This is a genomic window from Hymenobacter canadensis (assembly GCF_027359925.1).
GTDB lineage: Bacteria > Bacteroidota > Bacteroidia > Cytophagales > Hymenobacteraceae > Hymenobacter > Hymenobacter canadensis.
In genome coordinates this window covers 712,225-736,788 of record NZ_CP114767.1, presented here as the reverse complement: position 1 = coordinate 736,788, position 24,564 = coordinate 712,225, and the positions used below count along the sequence as shown (strand labels likewise).

15 protein-coding genes are annotated in these 24,564 nt (G+C 58.9%); 10 read left to right on the top strand and 5 right to left on the bottom strand.

Annotation, left to right across the window (positions count from 1 at the left end; all coding sequences use genetic code 11):
* Positions 1-59: 59 nt before the first annotated feature.
* Together O3303_RS03140 and O3303_RS03135 are read right to left on the bottom strand one after the other, a co-directional pair.
* Positions 60-1,475: an anthranilate synthase component I family protein gene (locus O3303_RS03140; protein ID WP_269560612.1), complete on the bottom strand. Its 1,416-nt coding sequence runs from the start codon at positions 1,473-1,475 to the stop codon at positions 60-62.
* Between the two features lie 356 nt (positions 1,476-1,831).
* Positions 1,832-3,253 (bottom strand): alpha/beta hydrolase-fold protein, encoded by a 1,422-nt coding sequence (locus O3303_RS03135; protein WP_269560611.1) that lies wholly within the window; start codon positions 3,251-3,253, stop codon positions 1,832-1,834.
* A gap of 947 nt (positions 3,254-4,200) precedes the next feature.
* Between O3303_RS03135 and O3303_RS03130 the strand changes: the two genes are divergently transcribed.
* Together O3303_RS03130 and O3303_RS03125 are read left to right on the top strand one after the other, a co-directional pair.
* Complete coding sequence (locus O3303_RS03130; RefSeq protein ID WP_269560610.1) at positions 4,201-7,230, top strand: SusC/RagA family TonB-linked outer membrane protein; 3,030 nt, start codon at positions 4,201-4,203, stop codon at positions 7,228-7,230.
* A gap of 13 nt (positions 7,231-7,243) precedes the next feature.
* Positions 7,244-8,857 (top strand): RagB/SusD family nutrient uptake outer membrane protein, encoded by a 1,614-nt coding sequence (locus tag O3303_RS03125; RefSeq protein WP_269560609.1) that lies wholly within the window; start codon positions 7,244-7,246, stop codon positions 8,855-8,857.
* Positions 8,858-9,406: 549 nt separating this feature from the next.
* Here O3303_RS03125 and O3303_RS03120 read toward each other — a convergent pair.
* Positions 9,407-10,585, bottom strand: a complete 1,179-nt coding sequence (locus O3303_RS03120) for a T9SS type A sorting domain-containing protein (protein ID WP_269560608.1) — start codon at positions 10,583-10,585, stop codon at positions 9,407-9,409.
* A gap of 335 nt (positions 10,586-10,920) precedes the next feature.
* On the opposite strand from O3303_RS03120, the gene O3303_RS03115 reads away from it, so the two are divergent.
* Positions 10,921-11,766, top strand: a complete 846-nt coding sequence (locus O3303_RS03115) for an N-acetylglucosamine kinase (protein WP_269560607.1) — start codon at positions 10,921-10,923, stop codon at positions 11,764-11,766.
* A gap of 111 nt (positions 11,767-11,877) precedes the next feature.
* Here O3303_RS03115 and O3303_RS03110 read toward each other — a convergent pair whose 3' ends face one another.
* Positions 11,878-14,694: an alpha-amylase family glycosyl hydrolase gene (locus O3303_RS03110; protein ID WP_269560606.1), complete on the bottom strand. Its 2,817-nt coding sequence runs from the start codon at positions 14,692-14,694 to the stop codon at positions 11,878-11,880.
* A 250-nt stretch (positions 14,695-14,944) separates the two neighbouring features.
* On the opposite strand from O3303_RS03110, the gene O3303_RS03105 reads away from it, so the two are divergent.
* The 5 genes from O3303_RS03105 to O3303_RS03085 all read left to right on the top strand — a co-directional run bounded on the left by O3303_RS03105 (position 14,945) and on the right by O3303_RS03085 (position 20,121).
* Positions 14,945-15,874: a DUF2279 domain-containing protein gene (locus O3303_RS03105; protein ID WP_269560605.1), complete on the top strand. Its 930-nt coding sequence runs from the start codon at positions 14,945-14,947 to the stop codon at positions 15,872-15,874.
* 304 nt (positions 15,875-16,178) lie between these two features.
* Positions 16,179-17,276 (top strand): Smr/MutS family protein, encoded by a 1,098-nt coding sequence (locus tag O3303_RS03100; RefSeq protein ID WP_269560604.1) that lies wholly within the window; start codon positions 16,179-16,181, stop codon positions 17,274-17,276.
* Between the two features lie 218 nt (positions 17,277-17,494).
* Entirely contained in the window at positions 17,495-19,357 is a 1,863-nt protein-coding gene (locus O3303_RS03095; protein WP_269560603.1) for a M1 family metallopeptidase, read from the top strand.
* 106 nt (positions 19,358-19,463) lie between these two features.
* Positions 19,464-19,811, top strand: a complete 348-nt coding sequence (locus O3303_RS03090; RefSeq protein ID WP_269560602.1) for a TonB-dependent receptor plug domain-containing protein — start codon at positions 19,464-19,466, stop codon at positions 19,809-19,811.
* A 73-nt stretch (positions 19,812-19,884) separates the two neighbouring features.
* Complete coding sequence (locus O3303_RS03085; RefSeq protein WP_269560601.1) at positions 19,885-20,121, top strand: hypothetical protein; 237 nt, start codon at positions 19,885-19,887, stop codon at positions 20,119-20,121.
* Between the two features lie 50 nt (positions 20,122-20,171).
* On the opposite strand, the gene porX is transcribed toward O3303_RS03085, so the two are convergent.
* Positions 20,172-21,740: a T9SS response regulator signal transducer PorX gene (gene porX, locus O3303_RS03080; protein ID WP_269560600.1), complete on the bottom strand. Its 1,569-nt coding sequence runs from the start codon at positions 21,738-21,740 to the stop codon at positions 20,172-20,174.
* Positions 21,741-22,089: 349 nt separating this feature from the next.
* Here porX and O3303_RS03075 point away from each other — a divergent pair, with 349 nt between their 5' ends.
* Together O3303_RS03075 and lpxD are read left to right on the top strand one after the other, a co-directional pair.
* On the top strand, positions 22,090-23,319 hold the full coding sequence (locus O3303_RS03075) for an HD domain-containing protein (RefSeq protein WP_269560599.1): 1,230 nt from the start codon (positions 22,090-22,092) through the stop codon (positions 23,317-23,319).
* A 103-nt stretch (positions 23,320-23,422) separates the two neighbouring features.
* On the top strand, positions 23,423-24,463 hold the full coding sequence (gene lpxD / locus O3303_RS03070) for a UDP-3-O-(3-hydroxymyristoyl)glucosamine N-acyltransferase (protein ID WP_269560598.1): 1,041 nt from the start codon (positions 23,423-23,425) through the stop codon (positions 24,461-24,463).
* The last annotated feature ends 101 nt before the right edge of the window (positions 24,464-24,564 follow it).

The following is a 24,564-nucleotide window of genomic DNA, read 5'->3' as shown; positions in this document are numbered from 1 at the left end:
TTCTATAAGGAGTGGCTCCGTAGCCCAGGGCTTCAGCCCTGGGGCTGCTGCCGCCGATGCTACACCCGCTCCGCTTCCTGCAGCGCCTTGCGCAGGGCGGCCAGCTTGTGGTGCACTTCGTTGAGCTCGGAGTTGATGTCGGAGGCGGCTACCACACCGGCGCCGGCCTGGAAGTAGAGCTGGCCGGCGGTGCTCAGGAACGAGCGGATCATGATGGCGTGGTTGAAGTCGCCGTTGAAGCCCAGGTGGCCGATGGCGCCGCCGTAGTAGCCGCGGGCGGTCGGTTCCAGGCCATCAATGAGCTGCATGGCGCGGTGCTTGGGCGCGCCCGAGAGCGTGCCGGCCGGGAAGGTATCGGCCACCACCTGCAGCGAGTTGGTGCCGGTGGTCAGGGTGGCATTCACCTCGCTCACCAGGTGAATGACGTGCGAATAGAACTGGATTTCGCGGAAGGTTTTCACCCGCACGTTGTCGCCGTGGCGGGCCAGGTCGTTGCGGGCCAAGTCCACCAGCATCACGTGCTCGGCATTTTCCTTGGGGTCGTCGGCCAACTGCTGGGCCAGGGCGGCGTCCTCGGTGTCATGGCCGGTGCGGCGGAAGGTGCCCGCAATCGGGAACAAACTGGCCTCGCGGCCCTGAATGCGCACCTGCGCTTCCGGCGACGACCCGAAAATCTTGAAGGAGCCGTAATCGAAGTAGAACAGATACGGCGAAGGATTAATGGAACGTAGCGCCCGGTACACGTTGAACTCGTCGCCCGAAAAACCCTGCTGGAAGCGGCGCGACAGCACAATCTGAAACACGTCGCCCACCCGGCAATGCTGCTGGCCCTGTGCCAGCACCTGCAGGAACTCCTCGTCGGTCTGGTTGGTGCGCTCCTCCCCTTCCGTTTTGAACTTAAAATCGGGCAACGAGGGGTTGCGGATCAGGTTCACCAGCTTGGTCAGCCCGTTCTCGTCCACTTCCTGGCCCTGCAGCGTATGCTCGAACACGTACAGCTCGTTGCGGAAGTGGTTGATGGCAATAACGTATCGGTAGGTGCCGTAGAGAATGTCCGGAATCTGGCCGGCGGGCTGCTTGTCGGGGTTCAGCGTGAGGTCCTCGAAAGCCTGCACCGCCTCGTAGCCCAAGTACCCGAACAGCCCGCCCGTGATGAAGTCGTGGCCGGTATCCTCGGTCTGGAAGCTGGCGGCAAACTCCTGCAGGCGGGCCAGCGCCGTGCGGGGCGAATCCAGCGTCTCGGTTTCGGTGGTGTCGTCGGGCAGCGTGAGGGTCAGCTCTTGGCCGCGCAACTCAAAGCGGGCCAGCGGATCGAAGGCCAGGTAGCTGAACGCGTTCTGCTGGCCGTGGTAGTCGGAGCTTTCCAGCAGCAGGCAGTTGGCGTACCGGTCGCGCAGGCGCAGGTAGAGGCTCACGGGCGTTACGGTGTCGGCCAGAACGCGCAGGTGGCGGGTGGTGAGCTGGTAGGTTTGCATGAGCGGGGCTGGTTGTGGTGGTAGAGATGAGCCAGCACCGGGCACAAAAAAAGCCCGGCGGTCGGCCGGGCTTTCTGTAGAGTCGTTGCGAAGAAAAGGATTCGATTCTAACGCACGCACAGGCTGTCCCGTCCGGAATTTCCGTAGGGCCACCACCAAGCTTGCTGCGTCGTCGAAAAAATCATGGTTCAGAGAGTAATCAGGGGCTTGAACGCCACAAAGGTACTTGAGGTTCGTTAGCGCGCAAGCAAATTCTTCGGCAGGCTATTGAAATCTTTCTGCCAACAGCGGCCAACTGCCCTCAACCTGTTAACCCGCTGCCGGCCGTTTGGGCCGGGTGCCGGGCAAAACCGCACCTACTCCTTCACAAGGGTCTGCGTGCCCAATTTGTGGCCGCCCGACACGCGCAGGAAGTACGTACCGCGGGCCAGGCCGCTCACGTTCACCGAGTCGCCGGAGCGAACTTTGTCTTTCAGTACTACCCGGCCGGTGGCGTCGAGCACCTCCAGCCGCGCTTCCCGCACGCCCGTGGGCAGCTCCACGCGCAGCTGGTTTTTGGCAGGCATCGGGTAGGCACTGAATGCCAGATGCGCTGCGTTGCCTTTCGTGCTCAGCGGCGCTGCCGGCGCGTTCAGCCACTGGTACGCCGCCGAAAACTCGCGTTTCCAGAACCACTCGGCATGCTGCCCGTCGGGGCGGGCGTTGAAGCTCAGGTTGGCAGCCGGCACACCACCACGAGCCAATGAGTCGCGCATGGCCTGCATCAGCGGTACCATCGTCTGGCTTTCCGTGGTGCCACTCACGAAGTAGAACCGCGTGTCGGGGTTGGCCGGGTGCTGGCGCAGGTACTGGAACAAGGGCGCCTGCGCAAACCAAAAGGCCGGCGAAAACACGCCCACCTTGCTGTACACCTGCGGATACTTCAGGGCGGCGTAGGTGGAAATCAGGCCACCCATGCTGCTGCCCGTAATGCCCGTGTACTCGCGGCCCGTGAGGGTGCGGTAGTTCTGGTCGATGTAGGGCTTAAGCGTCTGGGCCATGAAATCCACGTACTGGTCGCCCTGGCCGCCGCCGTACTGCGGGTTATTCCACGGCGACATTTCGTTGAGCCGGTCGGCGCCGCCGTTGTCCACGGCCACCACAATTGAGCCGGTAGCATCCAGGCCTTGCTGCTGCAGTTGGCTCAGGGTTTCATCCACGCCCCACTCGCCCGAAAAGCTGGTGCAGGCGTCAAACACGTTCTGGCCGTCGTGCATATACAGCACCGGGTAGCGCTTATTGGAAGCCGTGGCATAGTCGTTGGGCAGATAGACCCACACGCGGCGCGTGCGGCCCAGCTGCGGCATCTGGAACGCGGTGCTAATAACCCGCACGTTCGGCTGCAGCGCAGTGCTCTGGCAGCTACCGCCGCCACTACCCTGGTCTTTCCAGGCGGCCACCTGCAGGTCCACGGTAGCCGGGCCGCTGCCAATGGTGTAGCGGCGGTTACCGATGTCGTTGAACTGGGCGTCGGCCTCCACCGTGGCCCAGGAGCCGCGCGTAAACTTGAACTCAATGGTACCCGTGACGGTAGCCGGCAGCGTCAGCTGGTAGGTGCCGTCGGGGTTGCGGCTGAAGGTGTGGGCCGCACTGCTTGGGCTCCAGTTATTGACGGTGCCGGCCAGATACAGCGTGGCCCCGGCGGGCGTGGCGGCGGGCACACTGGTCAGGCGCAGGGTGGTCTGGGCTTGCACTGTTCCGCAGGCAAAGAGCAGAGCAGCGAGGAAAGCGTGATTCATGGGGAAATTGGAATGAGTGTTAGCTCACCAGGAGAGAGTAGCACCAAGCAATCGGTTGCGCCCACTTTCTGGCTTCGGGCCGACTTTATGTGTCGTTGGCCGCTACCTAACGTTTTTAATACCTGTATTTTTCCGGGAAAACGGCGGCAAATTTTACTGGCAGAAGTTGTGCCTGTTCGCCTTGCCAAAGCACTGGCCTCCAAGATAAGAATTCACAGTATCATCTGCCCCAGCAGCCAACAACTATCTTGATATCCGCCTAGGATATATACAAAACGCCAAAGCAGTTTGCACAAATTTTACACTATCACCGATGATACTTTATTGACTTTTACAGCTAATAATGTAACGAGCATAAGCCTGGGCCTTTAGCAACATTTTCACTAACCACCCCTTATATGGAGGGAGAAAATGTGGAATAGCCCTTGTTTGTACAACACTTGACCTTGCACCAGAGGGCCGGCTTACTAATACCGCCATTTATGCCATCTGTTAGCGCACCCTCATCCAATAAAACATCAAGTCAACACAGCATCATCAAATAGCAACAAAGCGTCAGCTGTGCCAGCTGGTTTTCATACTGCTGCATAGGTCCCACGCTAACAAATCAGCACTTTAGCGTGTGCTAACTCACCTTGTCATTGGCCCGGATTGGGTTAGCTGAGTAAACAGTCTTTCTGGGCCTTGGTTTACGGCCGGTAATTTTCAATCATAATCCAATTATCATTATACCTGTTTGCTTTGGCTGGCACGTTGTAAATGTGGTTTATCCGCCATTAACTTGCGAAGTTTTTTAACAGTAATGAGGCGGCTAATCCTCTCTGAAACTGTACCGGAAGGCAGCGCTTACTCACTACCAAACCGATACGGCCACCGCGGCAGCAACCTCATCAATTCCCACTCCGGAGCCATCCGGAAAAACCATTTCAACCCCTAATACTTTTCCCATGAAACAACCCTACCTGGCGAAACTCTTGTTTCTGCTACTGTTCGTTTGTGCCGGGTTTACTGGTGCATTCGCGCAGACTGGTTCCGTGAGTGGCCGTGTCGTAGACGAGAAGAACGGTGGCCTGCCCGGCGTAACCGTAATCATCGAAGGCACCACGCTCGGCAACTCCACTAACTCGGACGGTACGTACTCCATTCAGAACGTACCAGCCGGCCCGCGCACGCTGGTTGTCTCGTTTGTAGGCTACACCACCGGCCGCATTCCGGTAACCGTAACGGCCGGCCAGAACACGGCCGTAGCCAGCACGACCCTCAACGAAAATACCACGCTGCTCAACGAAGCAGTAGTAGTAGGCTACGGCACCGTACGCAAGCAGGACGTAACGGGCTCGGTAACGGCCGTTACCTCGCGTGACTTCGTGAAGGGCCAGATCACTACGCCTGAGCAGCTCATCGCCGGCAAAGTGGCGGGTGTGCAGATCACGGGCAGCGGCGGCGCTCCTGGCGCCGGCAGCACCATCCGTATCCGCGGCGGCTCTTCGCTGTCGGCCACCAACGACCCACTCATCGTAATTGATGGGGTACCGGTGAACGGCGGGGAAGTGAGCGGCACGGGCAATGCCCTGAACCTGATCAACCCCAACGACATTGAGACCTTCACGGTGCTCAAGGACGCTTCGGCCACGGCCATCTACGGCTCGCGCGCTTCCAACGGCGTTATCATCATCACCACCAAAAAGGGCATCAGCGGCGAGAAAACCCGCGTAAATGTCAGCTCGCAGTTCTCGTTGGCCTACAACCCCAAGAAGTTCGACGTGCTGTCGGGCGACGAGTTCCGGGCGCTGGTGAACCAGCAGGGCACCGAAGACCAGAAGGCGCTTCTGGGCACTGCCAACACCGACTGGCAGGATGCCATTTTCCGCACCGCCTACACGCAGGATTATAACGCCAGCATCACCGGCAACGCCGGTGCCGTACCGTACCGCGTATCGCTGGGCCACCTCAACCAGGATGGCGTTATCAAGACCAATAACTTCAAGCGTAACAGCGTTTCGGTGGGTATCAACCCTACCCTGTTCGACGGCCACCTGCGCGTTGATGCCAACATCAAAGGCTCCTGGGTGGACAACCGCTTCGTGGAGAACGGCATTGTCGGCAACGCGGTGTTCTTCAACCCCACGCAGCCTATCCTGCAGGCCGGCTCGCCTTTCGACGGCTACTTCGAGTACTACACCACCAGCCCCACCGGCGTTATTGGCCGTGTAGGCCAGTCGACGGCCAACCCCCTGGCCCGCCTGAACCAGCGCCGCGACCGGAGCACCGTGAAGCGGAGCATCGGTAACCTGGCCCTCGATTACAAACTGCACTTCCTGCCCGACCTCCGCGCCAACATCAACGTCGGCTACGACATCACGCGCAGCAACGGCAACACGTTTGTAGCCGGCAACAACGCCATTTCGGAGTTCAACCAGAACGGCCCGGGCGGTATCGACAACAGCTACGCTCAGGACCGCGACAACAAGCTGCTCGAAACCTACCTCAACTACACCAAGGACTTCGGCACGGCCGGCCGTTTGGAACTGTTGGGGGGCTACTCCTACCAGGATTTCCTGCGCAACGCGCCGTTCTTCTTCGGCCGCCGTCCCAACGGCGACCTGATCAACCCAGCCCAGCTGGAAGCCTTCGCCGACAAGTCGCAGTACACGCTCATCTCTTACTACGGCCGTCTGAACTACAATTTCAACGACCGGTACCTGTTCACGGCCACGCTGCGGAACGATATTTCGTCGCGCTTCTCTGAGGAAAACCGCTCGGGTCTATTCCCGGCTGCGGCTCTGGCTTGGCGTATCAAAGGCGAGAATTTCCTGGCCAACTCCACCTTCCTTTCCGATCTGAAACTGCGCGTAGGCTACGGCATCACCGGCCAGCAGGACGTTGGCGGAGTTAATGACTACCCCGCTCTGGCGCGCTACATCAACGGTGAAAGCACAGTTTCATATCCGGTTGGCGGCGTATACACCATTCCGGTACGCCGGGCTCCGAGCGACCCGAACATCAAGTGGGAAGAAACCACCACCTACAACGCTGGTCTGGACTATGGCTTCATTGATGGCCGCCTGACGGGTACCGTGGACGTGTACCTGCGCAAAACCAAAGATCTGATCAACGAGATTGAAGTGCCAGCTGGCTCGAACGCCTCTAACAAACTGTTCACCAACATCGGCTCTTTGGAGAACAAAGGTGTAGAGCTGGGTCTGGTGGGCGTAGTTGCCCAATCTACTGACTTCAACTGGAGCCTGACGGCCAACGCCACCTTCAACCGCAACGAAATCACGAAGCTCACGCTCAACGACAACCCGAACTCTTTGGGTTCGCGCGTTGGTGGCATCGGTGGCGGTACGGGTTCTACCATCCAAACCAACTCTGTGGGCTTCCAGGCCCGCTCGTTCTTCGTGTACAAGCAGAAGTACGACGCCAGCGGCAACCCCATCCAGCCTAACGGCACGACGGTTACGGACCTGCAGGCCTTCGAAGATCTGGACGCCAATGGTGTCATCAACGAGCAGGACCTGTATCGTTATAAGGCACCGGCACCCAGAACCATTCTGGGCCTGGGCTCGAACATGAGCTACCGCAAAGTGAACTTCGCTTTCACGATGCGCGCCAACCTGGGCAACTACGCCTACAACAACATTGCGTCCAGCTCCACCAGCACCAACATCTTCCCTTCCCAGCCTTTCCTGAACAACACCACCCGCTTCTATGAGCAGACGCGGGCCATCGGTTCAGGCACCAACTACCGCCTCTCCGACTACTACGTGCAGGACGCTTCGTTCCTGCGCATGGACAACATCACGCTGGGCTACACCCTGGGTGAAGAGTCGAACATTAATATCTCGCTGGCTGTTCAGAATGCATTCGTAATCACCAAGTATGATGGCATTGACCCCGAGATTTTTGATGGCATCGACAACAATCTGTACCCCCGGGCCCGCACGTATACCATCGGTGTAAACTTTGGCTTCTAATCCCCCCACTGCCATGAAATTCATTTCAACCCGAGGGTTTGCCGCACTGGCACTTTCCTCCTCCCTCGTGCTGGGCACCGCCTCCTGTAACAAGGACCTGGACCGCACGCCATTTTTTGATCTGAACACGGAGTCGGTGTACCAGGATCCGGCCGGGCAGCGCGCTGCTTTGGCGAAGCTCTACGCCGGCCTCATCACCACGGGCCAGAAGACCACCGGTGCCCAGGACATACTCGGTGACGACGAAGGGGCTACTTCCTACACCCGCGTGTTCTGGAAGATGCAGGAGTTGACCACCGACGAGGCGGTAATCGCCTGGGGCGATGGTTCGATCCAGAACCTGAACGACAACACCTGGTCGTCGAACAACAACTTCGTAAGTGCGATGTACAACCGCATTTACTTCCAGGTGGTGCTCTGCAACGACTTCATCCGGGAAATGAGTGATGCCAAGCTCAGCGAGCGGGGCATCAGCGGCGAAAACCTCACCCAGGCGCGCCGGTACCGTGCCGAGGCCCGTTTCCTGCGTGCCCTCAGCTACTACCACGCCCTGGATATGTTCGGCGGCAACGTGCCGTTCGTAACCGAAGCTGACCTGACGGGCAAGTTCTTCCCGCGCCAGACCAACGCGGCCGAGCTGTTCAGCTACATCGAAACCGAGCTGAAGGCCATCGACGGAGAGCTGGTACCAGCCCGCCAGGCTGAGTATGGCCGCGCCGACCAAGCTGCCGCCTGGACGCTGCTGTCCAAGCTGTACCTGAACGCACAGACGTACACCGGCACGGCCCGCAACACCGACGTAATCGACTATACTACCCGTATCATCGGTTCCGGCTTCACCCTGACGCCGCGCTACAGCAACCTGTTCCGCGCCGACAACGACCGGGCAGGGGCGTCAGAAATCATCTTCCCGATTATTGCTGATGGCCTGCGCACCCGCACCTACGGCGGCACCACTTTCCTGGTGCACGCTGCTATCGGCGGCTCGCTGAGCACCGATACGATGGGCGTGAATTCCGGCTGGGCCGGCTTACGCGCCAGAAAAAATCTGCCGCTGGTTTTTGGCCTGACCACAGCCGCCCAGGCTGCCGCACCGGCCGATAAGCGTGCCTTGTTCTTCACGTCGCGCCAAAACCTGGACAACACCAGCCTAACCACGTTCCGGGACGGCTGGCTCGTGACCAAGTGGCGTAACCGCACCTCCACCAACGCCCCCGGCTCCGACCCAACCGGCGAGTTTGTCGATACCGACATCCCGCTGTTCCGTCTCGGCGACGTGTACTTGATGTATGCTGAAGCTCACCTACGTGGTGGCGGCGGCAGCCGGCAAACAGCAATACAGTACGTAAATGCATTGCGCACCCGTGGCTACGGCAACGCGTCCGGCAACGTGACCAGCATCACGCTGGATGGCATCCTCGACGAGCGGATGCGGGAGCTGTACTGGGAAGGGCACCGTCGTACTGACTTGATCCGCTTTGGCAAGTTTGCAGGTTCCAGCTACCTCTGGCCCTTCAAAGGCGGTGTAGCGGGCGGTACTGATGTACCTACCTTCCGCAACATCTTCCCGCTGCCAGTATCCGACCTGACTGCCAACCCAACGCTTCGGCAGAATCCTGGTTACTAGTATATAACTAGCAGCTGCCACAAAAAAGGCTTTCCCGATATCGGGAAAGCCTTTTTTTATAAGCGAATATCGGCTGCAGAGCTACAGAGTAGCAGCAGATCAGTAATAGTTATCGGCAGCAGCTAACCGAAGCATCAGAAAACGCTCAAACCCATGTACTGGCGGCAGAAACGTCCGTATCCTGATTGCCATCATGTAACTCCTACCCTTCGGAACACTGCTGAATAGCGACATATGTGCTGCTTTGTGGCAAGCGCACATTGCGGAGTAGCCGCGTATAGCATCAGAAACGCCAGCAAACCTATCGCGCCGCTACGCAACTACTCCGCAATATGAATTCGCTGCTCTGTTCAGCCACCCTGATTATGCCACCCTTTCCAGCTTGTGCTGCAACCAGAAAGTATCCTTGACGGACCTGCCGTCATCAGGTTACTTGCTGGCATTGCGTGATATCCACAACCGACTGCTCCTCTCTGTTGCCAAGCTTCATAAGCACAAAAAAAAGGGTTGCTACACGTGTAGCAACCCTTTTTCTTATTGGAGCTAAGCTTACAGCAATACCACTTTGCGGGTAGCCAGCATGTCGCCAACCTGCACTTTCACGAGGTAGGTGCCAGCGGCCACATCCTGCGTGCTTACGGTTTCGCGCTGAGCGCCGGCAGCCATGTTGCCGTTGCGGAGCGTGCGAACCGTACGGCCCATCAGGTCGGTCAGAACGATGTTCACGTTCTGCGACTTGTTCAGCACTTGATACGAAACCGTAGCCTCGCCAGCAGCGGGGTTTGGGAATACGCTCATAGCAATCCGCTGGTCATCAGCCTGTTTGAGGCCCAGTACTGACAGCGTGAAGGGAGCAGCCTGCGTACCACCAATCGTGGTGAAATTAGGGTTAGCTGCCGCGTTGCCAGAGTTGGAAGTAATAGCGGGCGTGGCCTGTGGAATGAAGTCCGAAGACACATAGTCACCGCCACCATTGTTCTGTACCGCGAAAACAGTCAGCTGCGGAGTGCCGGTAGTGCCAGCACCCATAGCAGCCCGGTCCAGCTCGAATTCCCAACCAAACGAACCGGCAACACCGCCGGTAGCAGCACCTGGGTTCGTGGTTACTTTACCATCCGACGAGTTACGGTATGCTACCCGGGCTCCGGCGAAACGCGTATAGGGTGCAGCAGTTGCTGCTGCAGGAATGGTTAGCGCGGTTCCGTTTACAGCTAACAAAGGAGCAAGCACTTTATCAGTGCCCCTTACTTCGCCTGCATTTGCAGTTGGTACATATACTACTCCGTCGATGTTGAGGGTTCCAAGACCATCACCCCGGATACCAATAGCCATATCAGGAGCAAAATCCATTAAAGCCGACATCTTCTCAAACGAAGTTCCCGATGCAGCCGTGCCACCTAAAATGTCGGCACCACCAGCTACACCGGGTACGTCGATGTACAACTGGAATGAATTACGGTTAGTGTTAGCACCAGCTAAATCATTCTGAACCGTACCAGCAACGAAGAAATACACCTTGCTGCCCGAGTTAGCGGCGTACAGGCTCAACAGGCCCCAGTCGCCGAAGCCGCGGGGGTTGGTGAACTGACCGATACGTACGTAACGGCCCGAGTTAGCGGCACCAATTTCGGTGGCGTTTAGGGTGCCATCAACCGTGATTTGTGCCTGTGCGGTGAGGGCTGTAGCAGCCATAGCGCCGGCTGCTGCCAGAGTAAAAAGTTTTTTCATGATAGTGAAAAAATGAAGGAAAAAATGTGGGAGAAGTTAGTGGTCACTCGCCTTTTTCGGGCAGTGATTCCTTGTAGTAAAAGTACCACCAGGAGTTGAAAAAAAAAGTTTTAAAAGCGCTTTTCTGAGCTAATAACCCTAAAAACAGGACCTTTTTTGACAAAAAAATCCAACAGTGAGTATCCGCTATTTTCTCAAGCGCCGTGCCCTGTTACGACAACGACAAACAGCAGGTTTGGTTGGGTAGCAGATTTGCGGCTAGGGCCGTACATTCGTACTGGCCAGCTACCGATTCCGGGGCTGTGCTATCCGTTTTTTCCATTCAGTTTCAGCCTATGATTCTCATTGCCGATGGCGGCTCTACCAAGAGCAGCTGGTGCCAGCTCGACGAAGCAGGCAACCGGGTACACTTCAACACCGAAGGATATAACCCCGACTTTATTGACACGGCCGGCGTAATTGCTTCGCTGGATAAAAACCTACCCGAAACCCTTCATCGAGAAGAAGTTACGGAAGTTTTTTATTATGGAGCCGGAGTTTCGTCGGCGAAGAAGGCCGAAGTGCTGGCCCAAGCCATGCGCCAGGTGTTTCCGCAGGCTAAAGTCACCGTCGACCACGACCTGCTGGCCTCGGCACGGGCGCTGCTAGGCCACAAGCCAGGTTTTGCGGCCATCCTGGGCACGGGCACCAACTCCTGCCTCTATGATGGCACGCGCATTACGCACAATGTCGATTCGCTCGGCTACTTTCTGGGTGATGAAGGCTCGGGCTCGTTCATCGGCAAGCGGCTGCTGCGCGACTACCTGCGCGGCCTGCTCCCCGACGGCCTGCAGGATATTTTCCAGGAGGAATTCAAGCTCACCCGCGAAGATATTCTGGACCGCCTCTACAACCAGCCGCTGCCCAACCGTTTCCTGGCCAGCTTTGCTAAGTTCACCTACGACCACAACAACATCAGCTACTGCCGCGAAATTGTGCGGCAGGGTTTCGAAACGTTCTTCGACAACATTGTCCGGCACTATCCCAACTACCAGGACTACTCATTCAACTGTATCGGCTCAGTAGGCTATAACTTCCGCGATGCGCTGGTGCAGGTCGCCAAAACGCACAATATGGAAGTGGGCAAAATCATTCGCTCCCCGATTGACGACCTCGTAAGTTTCCACGAAGGCAAAGCGTAAGCAGACAATCAGTCTGATATTTCAGACACAAAAAATCCCCGCTGGCAACTGCCAGCGGGGATTTTTTGTGTCTGCGTAGCCGCAAAATCGGCGGCTATTTAGTTGCAGTGCTTATTGCTGCACCAGCAATCGAACGGTTTGTTGCTGATCGCCGGCCTGCAGGCGCACCATATACACGCCGTTGGCCAACCCGCTTACGGGCAATTGCAGCTCGTGTGGGCCACTGCTCTGGCGACCGGCCACTACCGGCAACTGCGCTTTGGCACCCAGCACGTTCGTAACCGTAACAGTAACGGGTGCTGCCGCCGTGAGCGTGTAGTACAGCGTGGCGGTGGTGGCCACCGGGTTGGGGGCGGCGCTCAAGCGCAGGTCGGCGGTGGTGGCGCGGCGCGGTTTGTTGCTCAGCACTATGGCAGCCGGCAGTTTCACGCGGCGCGAAGTGTACACAGCGTACTCGCCGGGCTGCACGGCCACACGAGCCGTCACATTGGTAACCTGGATACTGTCGCCGCGCAGGTAGTTGTACCATTTACCGGTACCCTGGAAGCCAGGCTGCACGCTGTCGGGCAGTACGCCAAAGTTGCCGATGACCACCACATTCATGCTCGGGTCAGTGATGCGGATGGATTTGGGGCCGCGAGTGCCCACGATGGCCACATCGCGCGACTCGAAGGCGGGCTCGTTTACTTTCAGAGCATTGAGGGCGGCATATACGTTATAGAGCTGGCGACGGGCCGGCTCAGTCTGATAGTTCCAGCGGATCGGTTTCTGGCCGGTGCGGCCATTCACATTGATGCCGACGTCGTAGCCCAGTTCCCCGAACTGCCAGATCATCTTGGGGCCGGGAATAGTCAGGAAAAACGCCGCCGCCATTTCGGCGCGGGCCAGCGCCACAGGTAGCGTCCGAATATTGTAGGCAGGGTTGAAGATGTTACCCTCGGCCAGGGTGCTTACAATCAGGCGCTCCTCGTCGTGGCTTTCCATGTAGCTCACCAAGTTAGGCTCGTTGAACTGCCGCGACAGGTGCGAAACCCCCGTGAAGTTGGCTGACTCCCCTTTCATGGCAGCTGTGTAGGCGCCGTGGTTGTTACCCCACAACATCATTCCGGCATCAGCCAGCACTTTTTCCTCGCTGTTTTCGGCAAAGTGCTCCAGAATAGGATACAGCGTCGGGCTGATGGCCGTCATGGTGCTGTGGTAATCGAGCAGTGTGTTGATGCGCGACTGGTCATAAAGGCGCATCTGCGAGTCATCGGTCGTGACGCGCTGCGTGAAGCCTTTGCTCAAGTCGAAGCGGTAGCCATCGACGCGGTACTCCTGCAGCCAGTACGCAATGACTTGCTTAGAGAAATACTTGGTGAACGGCGACTCGTGGTTGAAATCGTAGCAAACGTTGAAGGGGTGCGTGGCCGTGCGGTTGAACCAAGGCGAGTCGGTGGATGGATTGCCGCCGTCGAAATACATCTGCACCATGGGGCTCTGGCCACAAGAGTGGTTGAGCACGATGTCGAGCACTACAGCAATACCGCGGCGGTGGGCTTCGTCGATAAAGGTCTTCAGGGCGTCTTTGGTGCCGTAGTATTTATCGGGAGCAAAGTAGAACGAGGGGTTGTAACCCCACGAATCGTTGCCTTCGAACTCGTTCACCGGCATTAGCTCGATGCAGTTGACACCCAGGCGCTTCAGATAAGTCAGCGTATCCTGCAGCGTGGCATAGTCGTGGCGAGCGATAAAGTCACGCAGGTGCAGCTCGTACACCACTAGATCGGTACGCTTGGGGCGCTGGAAGTTATTCACCTGCCACTGGTACGGCGCCTGGTTGCTTTGCAGCACCGACACGATGCCCGTGGTTTGGCCAGTTGGGTAAGGCTTCAGGCTCGGATAGGTCACGGCCGGGATGAACCGGTCGTTGCTGGGGTCCAGCACTTTCTCCGCGTAAGGGTCGGCCACACGCAGGATGCCATTTACTTCGTACTGGTAGGCGTACTCCTGGCCGGGGGTCAGGTTGTCGATCTGCACCCACCAACGGGCGTTTGCGGCGTCGGTTTCGGGCGTCTTCTTCATGAAGCCGACCGTGGTCTGCTGCCAGTTGTTGAACTCGCCGAGCACATACACGAAGCTTTTGCCGGGCGCCGTGAGGCTCAGAATAGCTGACGCACCACCGTTAATGTACGTGATACCATCCTTCTTGGCGCCGGCGGGCAGGGCCGCCACGGTCACCTGTGGGCTCACGACAACCAGCACCGAATCAGAAGCGGTGAGTGTGCCGTTGGTGGCCGTGAAGCGCACTACGTTGCGACCGACCTGGTTTACGGTAACGGTAGTGCTGAGCGAGGTGCCCGTCTGCTGAGCCACCTGCACGCCGTTGAGGCGGAAGGTGAGCTGGGCGCTAGCAGAAGCTAGGCCCGAAACCGGCACCTGCGTGCCCGCCGGCACAAACTGCGCCGTAGTGGGCGAAGTGATGCGCGCATCCAGGGCGCTCTGCGAGACGTTCACGAGAATGTCGCCGCCATCACCGCGGCCCACTACCGAGCCATCGGCATTTTTGAAGATCATGGCCAGCTTCAGCATCCGCTCGGTGGCGGGCACGCCATAGAAAGCGCGCGGCGTGAAGCTGAGAGTGTACAGGTTGGGGTTGGTGGTGCTGCGCGTCAGCTGCGCCGCCGGATCCGCTTGGTTGAACGACGGGCTCTTCACGTACTTCCAGTCGGTATCGTTGGTGCTGCGTTCGGTGATGACACCGGTCCAGATGTAGACCGGGCCCGTAAAACCAGCTAATGCTCCATTGCCTTTGGTCGCATCGAAGGTGAGCGTAATGGGCGTGGTATCCTGGAAGAATACCGGGTCGGTGGTCACCACCTGCGCCTGCAAAACCGGCATTCCGGCCAGCATTGCCACAAGGCTGAGTAACAGTCGAAGTGTTTTCATGAAAAAGAAATTGGGGATTTTTTGGAAGACGCAGTACGGAGCACTAATGCCACATTAACCATATATGTATCTCTATGGCTACTTTTCAGTGCAAGGTGGCATTAAAGATAATACTCAGGTGAGCACTCACACAAACTGTAAACGCCTTTTCTTGTAGCTTTAAGCCCTTTTTAACCTCGCTGCCGTGCCTTTATCTAATCCGTTCTGTTTCTTGCTGCCGGCTAGCGCCTGCCGGCTAGCCGGCAGCTGGATGGCAGCCGCGCTCCTGACCCTGCCGCTTGGCGCCAACGCCCAGGAGCAGCGCCCGCAAACACTGGAGGCAGCTTCTCCCCCACTTGCCACAGAAACCCTGGTGGCGTTGCCAGACAGCAGCCTAATCAGTCGGCGGCTTCCGGTGCTGGCAGGCGGACTGGCCGTTTCTTATACGGGCCTGATGTATGGCTTGAGCAAAGGTTGGTACACCGGCGAGCGGGCGCCACTGCACTGGTTCAACGACCTGCCCGAGTGGAAGCAGATGGACAAGGTGGGCCACTTCTGGGGCGCCTTCCACGAAAGCCGCGGCGCGGTGGATATGCTGCGCTGGGCCGGGGTACCGGAGCGCCGCGCCCTCTGGTACGGCGGCTTCGTTGGGTTTCTGCTGCAAAGCCCCATCGAGCTGCTCGATGGCCGCGACCCGGCATACGGCGCCTCGGCCACCGATCTGGCGGCTAATTTTCTGGGCTCAGCGGGCCTGATTGGACAGCAGCTGGCCTGGGGCGAGGTGCGCCTGATGCCCAAGTACTCGTTTCATACCACGCGCTACGCTGGCCTGCGGCCCAACGTGCTGGGGCGTAGCCTGGCCGAGCAGCACCTGAAAGACTACAACGGCCAGACCTACTGGCTGTGCGCCGACGTGGGCGCTTGGCTGCCGGCTTCCTCGCGCTGGCCCCGCTGGCTGCAGCCGGCCGTGGGCTACGGCGCCCAGCAGATGCTGTTCAACGACCCCGACGCCAACGTCGCCGCGGGCCTGAACGCCTACCGCCAGTACTACCTGTCGTTCGATATCGACCTGCGTCACATCCCGACCCGCAGCAAGCTGCTGCGCCGGGTGTTTTACGTGGCCAGTATCTTCCACCTGCCGGCCCCGGCCCTGGAGTGGAACCCGCGCCGCGGCTTCGTGATGCGCGGCCTGTACTACTAAATCGCTGATTTTCGCTGATTGAGGTGATTCCACTGATTTTTTTGACTTTGGGGCTTGACGGCTGGCTGTAGTTGCGGGCAACGGTGGGCGGCAGCCAGCTGTTGTATTGGAAGCCAGCTGTTGTACTGAGTGTATTGAGGTGCCGCAGGGAGGCATTGCTGGCAGCGGGCAGTAGAAGCCGGCTGGCAAAACCGGGGGCTTGTGCAGTTTCCGTGTCCGATTGGCGACCTTTGTCGTATTCATTGCCAGATGAGGCCGCTGAAAAATCAGCGAAATCACCTCAATCAGCAAAAATCAGCGATTTATGAACATAGGAGATAGAGTGCGCCTGCTAACGGGCCGCGAACAAGGTATCGTCACCCGCATCCTCAGCGACGAGCTGGTGGAAGTAGCCATCGACAACGATTTCACCATCCCGGTACTGCGCCGCGAAGTGGTAGTGGTGGCCGCCGACGAGGACAAGGCCTTCGGGCGCCAGGGCCCGCCCCCCGTGACGCCACACCGGTCTAAAGCGGGCAAGCACAAGCCCGCCAAAACCGCTTCGGCCACCGCCACGCCTGCTGCGGGCAGCCCCGCTCCTGCCGCCGAGCAGCCGACTCCGCCCAAGGCTACCGTGCCCCAGCCGGCCGCCAAAGGCCTGTACTTGGCCCTCAGCCACCAGTCGCCGGAGCTGCTGTCGGTGCACGTCATCAACAACACCGACAAAGAGGTGCTCTACACTTACGGCGAGGAAAACCAGGGCCGCTACCGGGCACTGCGCGCCGATAAGCTGGGCGCCAAAGCTGTGAGCGGGGCGCTGGGCCACCTGCACCTCAAGGACTTCGACCAATGGCCGGCGGCCGTGGTGCAGCTGCTGCCGCACCAGATCAACTCCGATACGGCCTACGAGCTGCTCACCAAGCGCACCCAGTTCAAGGCCACCAGCTTCTACAGCAGCCGCCGCGAAGCCCCGGTGCTCGGCCGGGAAGCCTATCTGTTTCAGCTGGACGAGAAGCCGGCCGCGCCCGTAGCGCCCGAGAAGCTGGCTGAAATCCTGCAGGCCCAGCTCAGCGGCAATGCCCCCGCCAAACCCGCCGCCGTAGCGCCAGCCCCGGAGCCGGCCAAGGCCATCAAGGCCCCGCCGCACGAGGTTGACCTGCACCTAGAAGCCCTGCGCCCCGAGGGCGGCGAGGACCTCAGCAACACCGCCATCCTGAAGCTGCAGCTGGAGGCGTTCGAGGATACGCTGAGCCGGGCGCTGGCCACCAACATGCACGAAATCGTTTTCATCCACGGCTCGGGCAGCGGCACGCTCCGCAAGGAAATTCACAAACTGCTCAGCCGCAACAAGGACATCAAGTTCTTCGAGGATTCGAAAAAGGAAAAGTTCGGCTACGGCGCCACGCTGGTGCGGCTGAAGTAACTCGCTGTCATTGCGAGGACGAAGGACGAAGCAATCCTTCCTCTAAAAGACGTTAGCGTCAATTCATAGATAAGCCCTCCGGCAGTAGATTGTAATCTACCGCCGGAGGGCTTTGTGCTGAGGGTCGTGTCGCGCTTGGCGAAGGAAAGGTTGCTTCGCGCTGCTCGCAATGACAATATCAGGACGGCACAGGCTAAAGCCTATGCTACATTTACCGCATGAAACTCCCGCTTCTCTTAGCTGCCTCCCTCCTGCCACTCACCCTGGCTGCTCAGCAGCTGCCCGTACCCGTCAATCTGCAGGCTACCTACGCCAAGGGCACCCGCTCCGAAACCGGCGCGCCTGGCCCGAAATACTGGCAGAACTCCGCCGAGTACGATATCAACGTCAGCTTCGACCCGGCTACGCGGCGCGTGGCGGGCACCGTGGACATTGCCTACCAGAACGCCAGCCCCGACTCGCTGCGGCAGCTGCTGTTCAAGCTCTACCCCAACCTCTACCAGCAGGGCGCGCCCCGCGCCGGCCGTATTGCGCCCGAGGATGTGAGTGAGGGCGTGAAGATTGAGGCCCTGAGCTTCGACGGACAGGCGCAGGACGTGAGCAAGCTACGCGTGCAGGCCACCAATATGCCGGTGCGGCTGCCGAAGGCGCTGGGACCGGGCCGCGCCGTGAAGGTACGGGTGGCGTACTCGTACGTGCTCAATAAAGGCTCGCACATGCGTACCGGCGAGGTGGAAGCCAATTCCGCTTTCGTGGCCTACTTCTTCCCGCGGGTTGCCGTCTACGACGATATCGACGGCTGGAACCAGTTCGAGTACAACGGCTCGCAGGAGTTCTACAACGACTTCTGCACGTTCCGGGCGGCCATTACGGTGCCGCGCAACTTCGTGGTGTGGGCTACCGGCGACCTGCTCAACCCCGACCAGACGCTCACCAAAAAGTACGCCCAGCGCCTGCGCGACGCCGAGCGCAAAGACGCCCTCACCACCATCATCGGCGAAGCCGACCTCAAACGCCAGGACATCACCCAGCCCAACGCCCAGAACACCTGGCGCTTCGAGGCCAAGGACGTAGTCGACTTCGTGTTTGCCACCACCGACCACTACGTGTGGCAGGCCAGCAGCCTCGTGGTAGACCCGGCCACCCAGCGCCGCACCCGCGTCGATGCCGTGTACAACCCTAAGCACAAGGATTTCGAGGAGGTGGCGCAGTTCAACCGCCGCACGGTGGAAGCCATGAGCTACACCTTCCCGAAGTGGCCCTTCCCCTACGCCCACGAAACCGTGTTCGACGGCCTCGACCAGATGGAGTACCCGATGATGGTGAACGACAACCCCGTGGAAACCCGCGACGACGCCATCACCCTCACCGACCACGAGGTGTTCCACACCATGTTTCCGTTCTACATGGGCACCAACGAAACCAAGTACGGCTGGATGGACGAGGGCTGGGCCACCATCGGCGAGTGGCTGATTTCGCCGCTCATTCAGCCGGGCTTCGTGGATGAGTACGGCATCGAGCCCTACGCCAAGGGCTCGGCGCAGGAGTTCGACGTGCCCATCACCACCCTCAGCACCCAGCAGACCGGCACGGCGTTCTTCCTTAACTCCTACCCCAAGCCTGCGCTGGGCTACCTCTACGTGAAGGATTTGCTCGGCGACGAGCTGTTCACGAAGGCCCTGCACACCTACATCCGCAACTGGCACGGCAAGCACCCCATGCCCTACGACTTCTTCAACTCCATGAACACGGGTGCCGGCCAAAACCTGAACTGGTTCTGGCAGCGCTGGTTTTTCGACGGCGGCTACCCCGACCTGGCCATTGCCAGCGTCACGAAAACCGCCACCGGCCACGACATCGTGGTGCAAGCCAAAGGCACCAAGCCCGTCCCGGTAGACCTGACGGTAACCTACGCCGACGGAAAAACCGAGAAACTGCACCGCACCGTAGCCGTCTGGCAGGCCGGCAACACCAGCGTGACGGTACCCGTGGCGGGTACCAAAGCAGTGAAGCGCGTGGAACTTGGCAGCACCTACGTGCCAGACAAGAACAAAGCGGATAATGTGTGGGAAGGGAAGTAATATGGAATCTGCCAGTGAAGAGCATCTAGGCTAAACAACGCTGGCACTGCTTTACTGGTAAGGCAGTTATATTCGGCAAGCGTTATCACTCATGTATTCCGTAGCTATGGCCAACTTCCGTTTTTCCTGCGCAACGGGCATTGCTTTGCTGTTTGCATCAGCGGCTCACGCGCAAACACAGCAAACGCAGGCCACCCAGCAGGCCGATTGCATTCAGCAGCCACAATCCGGTACGGTTATCAAAATATACTGTGGCCCTAGCCGCCTGTTACCTCACCAGCAGCCTCTTTATGTCATTGATGGCAAACCCTTAAGAGAAGAGTCACTTCAGAGTATCAATCCCAATGACATAGAGAAGATTGACATTCTGAAGGACAAAAAGGCTGTGGAACGCTTCGGACCAGCGGCCATAAACGGCGCCGTACTTATCACTACCAAGCCAAGCAAGCGGTAAACACGCTTCTCACAGATCATGAAACGCTACCTCTCCACTTGCCACGAATTGTAGGTACCAACCTACAATTCAGATGAAACAATCTAAAAAACGCTGGGCCTGGACGGCATGCCAGCGCGGCCGAATCCAGTTCCACAACAAAGAAACCTACTACAGCCTTCGTCCTGGAAAGTGGCTGCTGCGCCATCTATGGAGCCGCCACCGGATGCAGACGTTTGTAGCCTTACACCAGATTCAGCAGGGCCGGGAAGAGGCGGAAGTGCAGCTTCCGTTTCACCACAAGCATTCCGGCAAGTGGCTGTGTAACTAAAAAAGGGCGCCCATTTGGGCGCCCTTTTTTCATTTAATCAACATTACCCCCTACCCTTTCGCCGTGAGCGTGATGTATGGGATGATACATTCCTCCAGCGAGATGCCGCCGTGCTGGAACGTGTCCTTGTAGTAGTTCACGTAGTAGTTGTAGTTGTTGGGGTAGGCGAAGAAGTAGTCGCCGACGGTGAAGACGTAAGCGGTGCTCACGTTTTCGCGGGGCAGGAAGATGCGCTCCGGCTTGCGCACGGTGTACACGTCCTTGGTGTCGTCGAAGCCCAGGTTTTTGCCGTGCTTGTAGCGCAGGTTGGTATTGGTGTTCCGGTCGCCCACAATCTTGTAGGGGCGCTTCACCCGAATGGTACCGTGGTCCGTCGTGATGATGAGCTTGCCCTTCTTCTCGGCAATCACCTGGAGCATCTCATACAGCGGCGAGTGCAGAAACCACGACTTGGTGATGCTACGGTATGCCGACTCGTCGGCGGCCAGCTCCCGGATCATGGCCATGTCGGTGCGGGCGTGCGAGAGCATGTCCACGAAGTTGTAGACGATGGCGTTGAGCTTGTAGTTATTGTGCAGGTTGGCCATTTTGCCCAGCAGGTCCTTGCCGGCCTGCAGGTTGGTCACCTTGTGGTAGCTGAACTTGTGCTTCTGGTTGGCCTTCTGGAACATGATTTCCATGAACTCCGCCTCGTGCATGTTCTTGCCCTCGTCGTCGTCGTCCCATACCCACAGGTTGGGGTACTTTTTCTGGATGTCGCCTGGCATCATGCCCGAGAAGATGGCATTACGCGCATACGCCGTGGTGGTGGGCAGAATGCTGTAGTAAGTCTCCTCCGAATCGACGGTGAACGTCTCGGCAATGATGGGCTCGAGCACCTTCCACTGGTCGTAGCGCAGGTTGTCGATGAGCAGGAAGTACACGGGCGTGTCGCCGGTTTCCTTGAGCAGCGGAAACACGCGCTTCGCAAACAGCTCGTGCGACATGAGCGGGGCGTCCTTGTCGTCGCCGTTCACCCAGTCCTCGTAATTCTCCTGGATGAAGCGGCCGAAGTAGGTGTTAGCCTCGTCCTTCTGCATGTTGAAGACTTCGGCCATGCTCTTGCCTTCGGTCTCGTTGATTTCCAGCTCCCAGTACACCAGCTTCTTATACACATCGGCCCACTCGGCGGGGCTGAGCCGGTCGCCGAGCTGCATGCCCAGCTGGCGGAAGTCGCGCTGGTAGCCGGAGTTGGTTTTCTCGCTCACGAGGCGCTTGTTGTCGAGCACCTTTTTCACGGCCAGCAGAATCTGGCTGGGGTTCACGGGCTTGATCAGGTAGTCGGCAATCTTGGAGCCGATGGCGTCCTCCATGATGTGCTCTTCCTCGCTCTTGGTAATCATGATGACGGGAAGCGTGGGCTTCACGGCCTTGATTTCGGTGAGGGTTTCGAGGCCCGACAGGCCCGGCATGTTCTCGTCGAGAAACACGATGTCGTAGTTCTGCTCCTGCACCTGCTCGATGGCGTCGGCGCCGGAGTTGACGCCGGTTACGTCGTAGCCTTTTTCCTTGAGGAAGAGAATGTGCGGCTTGAGCAGGTCGATTTCGTCGTCGGCCCAGAGAATGGAATATTGTTGCATAGGGGGTCTTGGGGTGTACCGCCCGGCAAGGAGCCGGGCGCGTCGTTACACGAGCTTCTGTGGGGGCTTCCCGCGCTGGTTTTTGCTCCCATAGGAAGCAAAAGGCCCGGCTTAGGTTGCAACTGAAGTTTCGTAAGTAGCTTTACTCCCAATCCCTGCTTTTTGGTTTTAAAAAAATTGCGTCCGGCAGATATTCTGCGGTAATGACGTAGTAAAGAAGCCGAAAATAGTTGAGTTAGGTTCCCGGGTGGCTGGCCGCCAACCCGCCGGCCGGCAGTAGCCCGCAGCCCGGCAAACTGCCGTAGCAACCACCGTTCCACGATTCTCCGGGCTGGCCCGGTGCCTTTGCATGAACAAAAAGAAAATCTTCAACGACCCGGTTTACGGCTTCGTCACCATCCCTACTGAGCTACTTTTCGACCTGATAGAGCACTCCTATTTTCAGCGGCTGCGGCGGATTCAGCAGCTGGGCCTAACCATGTTCGTGTATCCGGGGGCCCTGCACACGCGCTTCCACCACGCGCTGGGCGCCATGCACCTGATGTCGCTGGCGCTGCGCACGCTCAAGGACAAGGGTGTGGCCATCACGGCCCGCGAGGGCGAGGCCGCGCAGGCCGCCATTCTGCTGCACGATATCGGCCACGGCCCGTTGTCGCACGCGTTGGAGCGCAGTATTTTCCACGATGTACACCACGAGGAAATCAGCTTGCACCTGATGCAGAAGCTGAATGCTGAGTTTGGCGGGGCGCTGGATCTGGCCATTGACATCTTCCAGGGCACCTACCACCGGCCGTTTTTCCACCAGCTCGTGAGCAGCCAGCTCGACATGGACCGGCTGGACTACCTCAACCGCGACTCGTTCTATACCGGCGTGCAGGAAGGCCGCCCCGGCGCCGACCGCCTCATTAAGATGCTGACCGTGGTGGACGAAAAGCTGGTGCTGGAGGAAAAGGCGGTGTACAGCATCGAGAACTTTCTGGTGAGCCGGCGGCTGATGTACTGGCAGGTGTACCTGCACAAAACCGTCACGTCGGCCGAGCAGATGGTGATTCGCATCATGCAGCGGGCCCGCGACCTGGTGCGCAGCGGCGTGGAAGTTCCGGCCTCGCCCAACCTGCACTACTTCCTGTCGCGCAACGTCACGCAGGCCGAATTCCAGGCCGACGACCAGATCCTGCGCCGCTTCACCCGCCTCGACGACACCGATGTGTGGAGCGCCGTGAAGCTCTGGGCCGACCACCCCGACAAGGTGCTCAACTTCCTGGCCCAAAGCCTGCTCGACCGGCGGCTGTTCAAAATCACGCTCCAGAGTGAGCCGTTTGAGGCCGAGTTTCAGCTGGGCATCGTGGAGCTGATTGCCGAACGGTTCAACCTCACGCCCGACGAAGCCACCCAGCTGATGATTGCGGGCCGCATCAGCAACAACGCCTACGACGCCGAGGGCCAGGACACCATCGACGTGCTGACCAAACGCGGCCGCGTGGTGAATGTGGCCGAAGCCTCCGACCTGCCCAACATCAAAGCCCTGGGCCAGCGCGTGGAAAAGCACTACATCTGCTACCCGAAGGAGATTCTGTAAGCAGTTGTCAGTTGCTGGTTATCAGTTGTCAGCCGGACTATCTGAGCCCACTAACAACCAGCAACTGACAACTGACAACTGAACTTCACTACTTTTGCCCCCTATGGAATTTACGGTAGGCCAGATAGCAGAAGTGTTGCGCGGCGCGGTAGAGGGCGACGCAAGCCAGCGGATAGACCGCCTGGCTAAGATTGAGGAAGCGCAAGCCGGGTCGCTGGCCTTCCTCTCCAACCTCAAATACGAGCACCACCTCTACACCACGGGCGCCTCGGCCGTGATTGTGAGCCGCACCCTGGAGCTGCGGCACCCCGTTTCCACGGCCCTCATCCGCGTCGACGACCCCTACACCAGCTTTACCACGCTGCTGGAATTCTACCAGCAGGCCACCCGCACCGGCAAGCGCGGCGTGGAGGAGCCCGCCTACATGGCCGCCTCCTCCACCATCGGCGACAACCACTACCGGGCCGCGTTTTCCTACATCGGCGAGAACTGCACCATTGGCAACGACGTGGTGATTTTCCCCCACGTATTCATCGGCGACCGGTGCAAAATCGGGGATGGCACAATTTTGTACGCCGGGGCCAAAATCTACGCTGAAACCGTTATTGGGGCACGCTGCACCATTCATGCCGGGGCCGTGGTGGGCTCCGATGGGTTTGGGTTTGCCCCGCAGCCCGACGGCTCCTACCGCACCATCCCACAGATCGGCAACGTGGTGCTGGAAGACAACGTGAGCATCGGGGCCAACGCCACCATCGACTGCGCTACCATGGGCGCCACCCTTATCCGGGAAGGCGCCAAGATTGATAACCTCGTCCAGATTGCCCACAACGTGGAAATCGGGCGCCACACGGTGGTAGCGGCCCAGACGGGCATTTCGGGCTCCACCAAAATCGGGGATTTCTGCGTGCTGGCTGGCCAGACGGGCCTGGCCGGACACCTCACGCTGGCCAACCGCACCACCGTTACGGCGCAGTCGGGCGTGGGCAAATCCATTAAGGAAGAAGGCGTGCTGCTGCAGGGCTCCCCCGCCTTCGCGCTGCGCGACAGCCTGCGGGCCAACGCCATTTTCCGGCACCTGCCCGACTTGGAACGCCGCATCAGCCAGCTGGAACGCGGCACAAACCCGCCGGAAAAGTCCTAGCTTTGCAGCCCTAATAGTTGTCAGTTCCCAGTTGTCAGTTGTCAGATGGTTGTCTTATCAGCCCGCTCCACTGACAGCCAGCAACTGACAACTGACAACGA

What these genes read in the sequence shown, in the direction of transcription:
- O3303_RS03085 (WP_269560601.1), top strand. Translation starts at nt 19,885, where the DNA reads ATGAAACAATCTAAAAAACGCTGGGCCTGGACGGCATGCCAGCGCGGC.
- O3303_RS03140 (WP_269560612.1), bottom strand. Translation starts at nt 1,475, where the DNA reads ATGCAAACCTACCAGCTCACCACCCGCCACCTGCGCGTTCTGGCCGAC.
- O3303_RS03115 (WP_269560607.1), top strand. Translation starts at nt 10,921, where the DNA reads ATGATTCTCATTGCCGATGGCGGCTCTACCAAGAGCAGCTGGTGCCAG.
- O3303_RS03130 (WP_269560610.1), top strand. Translation starts at nt 4,201, where the DNA reads ATGAAACAACCCTACCTGGCGAAACTCTTGTTTCTGCTACTGTTCGTT.
- porX (WP_269560600.1), bottom strand. Translation starts at nt 21,740, where the DNA reads ATGCAACAATATTCCATTCTCTGGGCCGACGACGAAATCGACCTGCTC.
- O3303_RS03090 (WP_269560602.1), top strand. Translation starts at nt 19,464, where the DNA reads ATGGCCAACTTCCGTTTTTCCTGCGCAACGGGCATTGCTTTGCTGTTT.
- O3303_RS03125 (WP_269560609.1), top strand. Translation starts at nt 7,244, where the DNA reads ATGAAATTCATTTCAACCCGAGGGTTTGCCGCACTGGCACTTTCCTCC.
- O3303_RS03100 (WP_269560604.1), top strand. Translation starts at nt 16,179, where the DNA reads ATGAACATAGGAGATAGAGTGCGCCTGCTAACGGGCCGCGAACAAGGT.
- O3303_RS03120 (WP_269560608.1), bottom strand. Translation starts at nt 10,585, where the DNA reads ATGAAAAAACTTTTTACTCTGGCAGCAGCCGGCGCTATGGCTGCTACA.
- O3303_RS03135 (WP_269560611.1), bottom strand. Translation starts at nt 3,253, where the DNA reads ATGAATCACGCTTTCCTCGCTGCTCTGCTCTTTGCCTGCGGAACAGTG.
- O3303_RS03110 (WP_269560606.1), bottom strand. Translation starts at nt 14,694, where the DNA reads ATGAAAACACTTCGACTGTTACTCAGCCTTGTGGCAATGCTGGCCGGA.
- O3303_RS03075 (WP_269560599.1), top strand. Translation starts at nt 22,090, where the DNA reads ATGAACAAAAAGAAAATCTTCAACGACCCGGTTTACGGCTTCGTCACC.
- lpxD (WP_269560598.1), top strand. Translation starts at nt 23,423, where the DNA reads ATGGAATTTACGGTAGGCCAGATAGCAGAAGTGTTGCGCGGCGCGGTA.
- O3303_RS03105 (WP_269560605.1), top strand. Translation starts at nt 14,945, where the DNA reads ATGGCAGCCGCGCTCCTGACCCTGCCGCTTGGCGCCAACGCCCAGGAG.
- O3303_RS03095 (WP_269560603.1), top strand. Translation starts at nt 17,495, where the DNA reads ATGAAACTCCCGCTTCTCTTAGCTGCCTCCCTCCTGCCACTCACCCTG.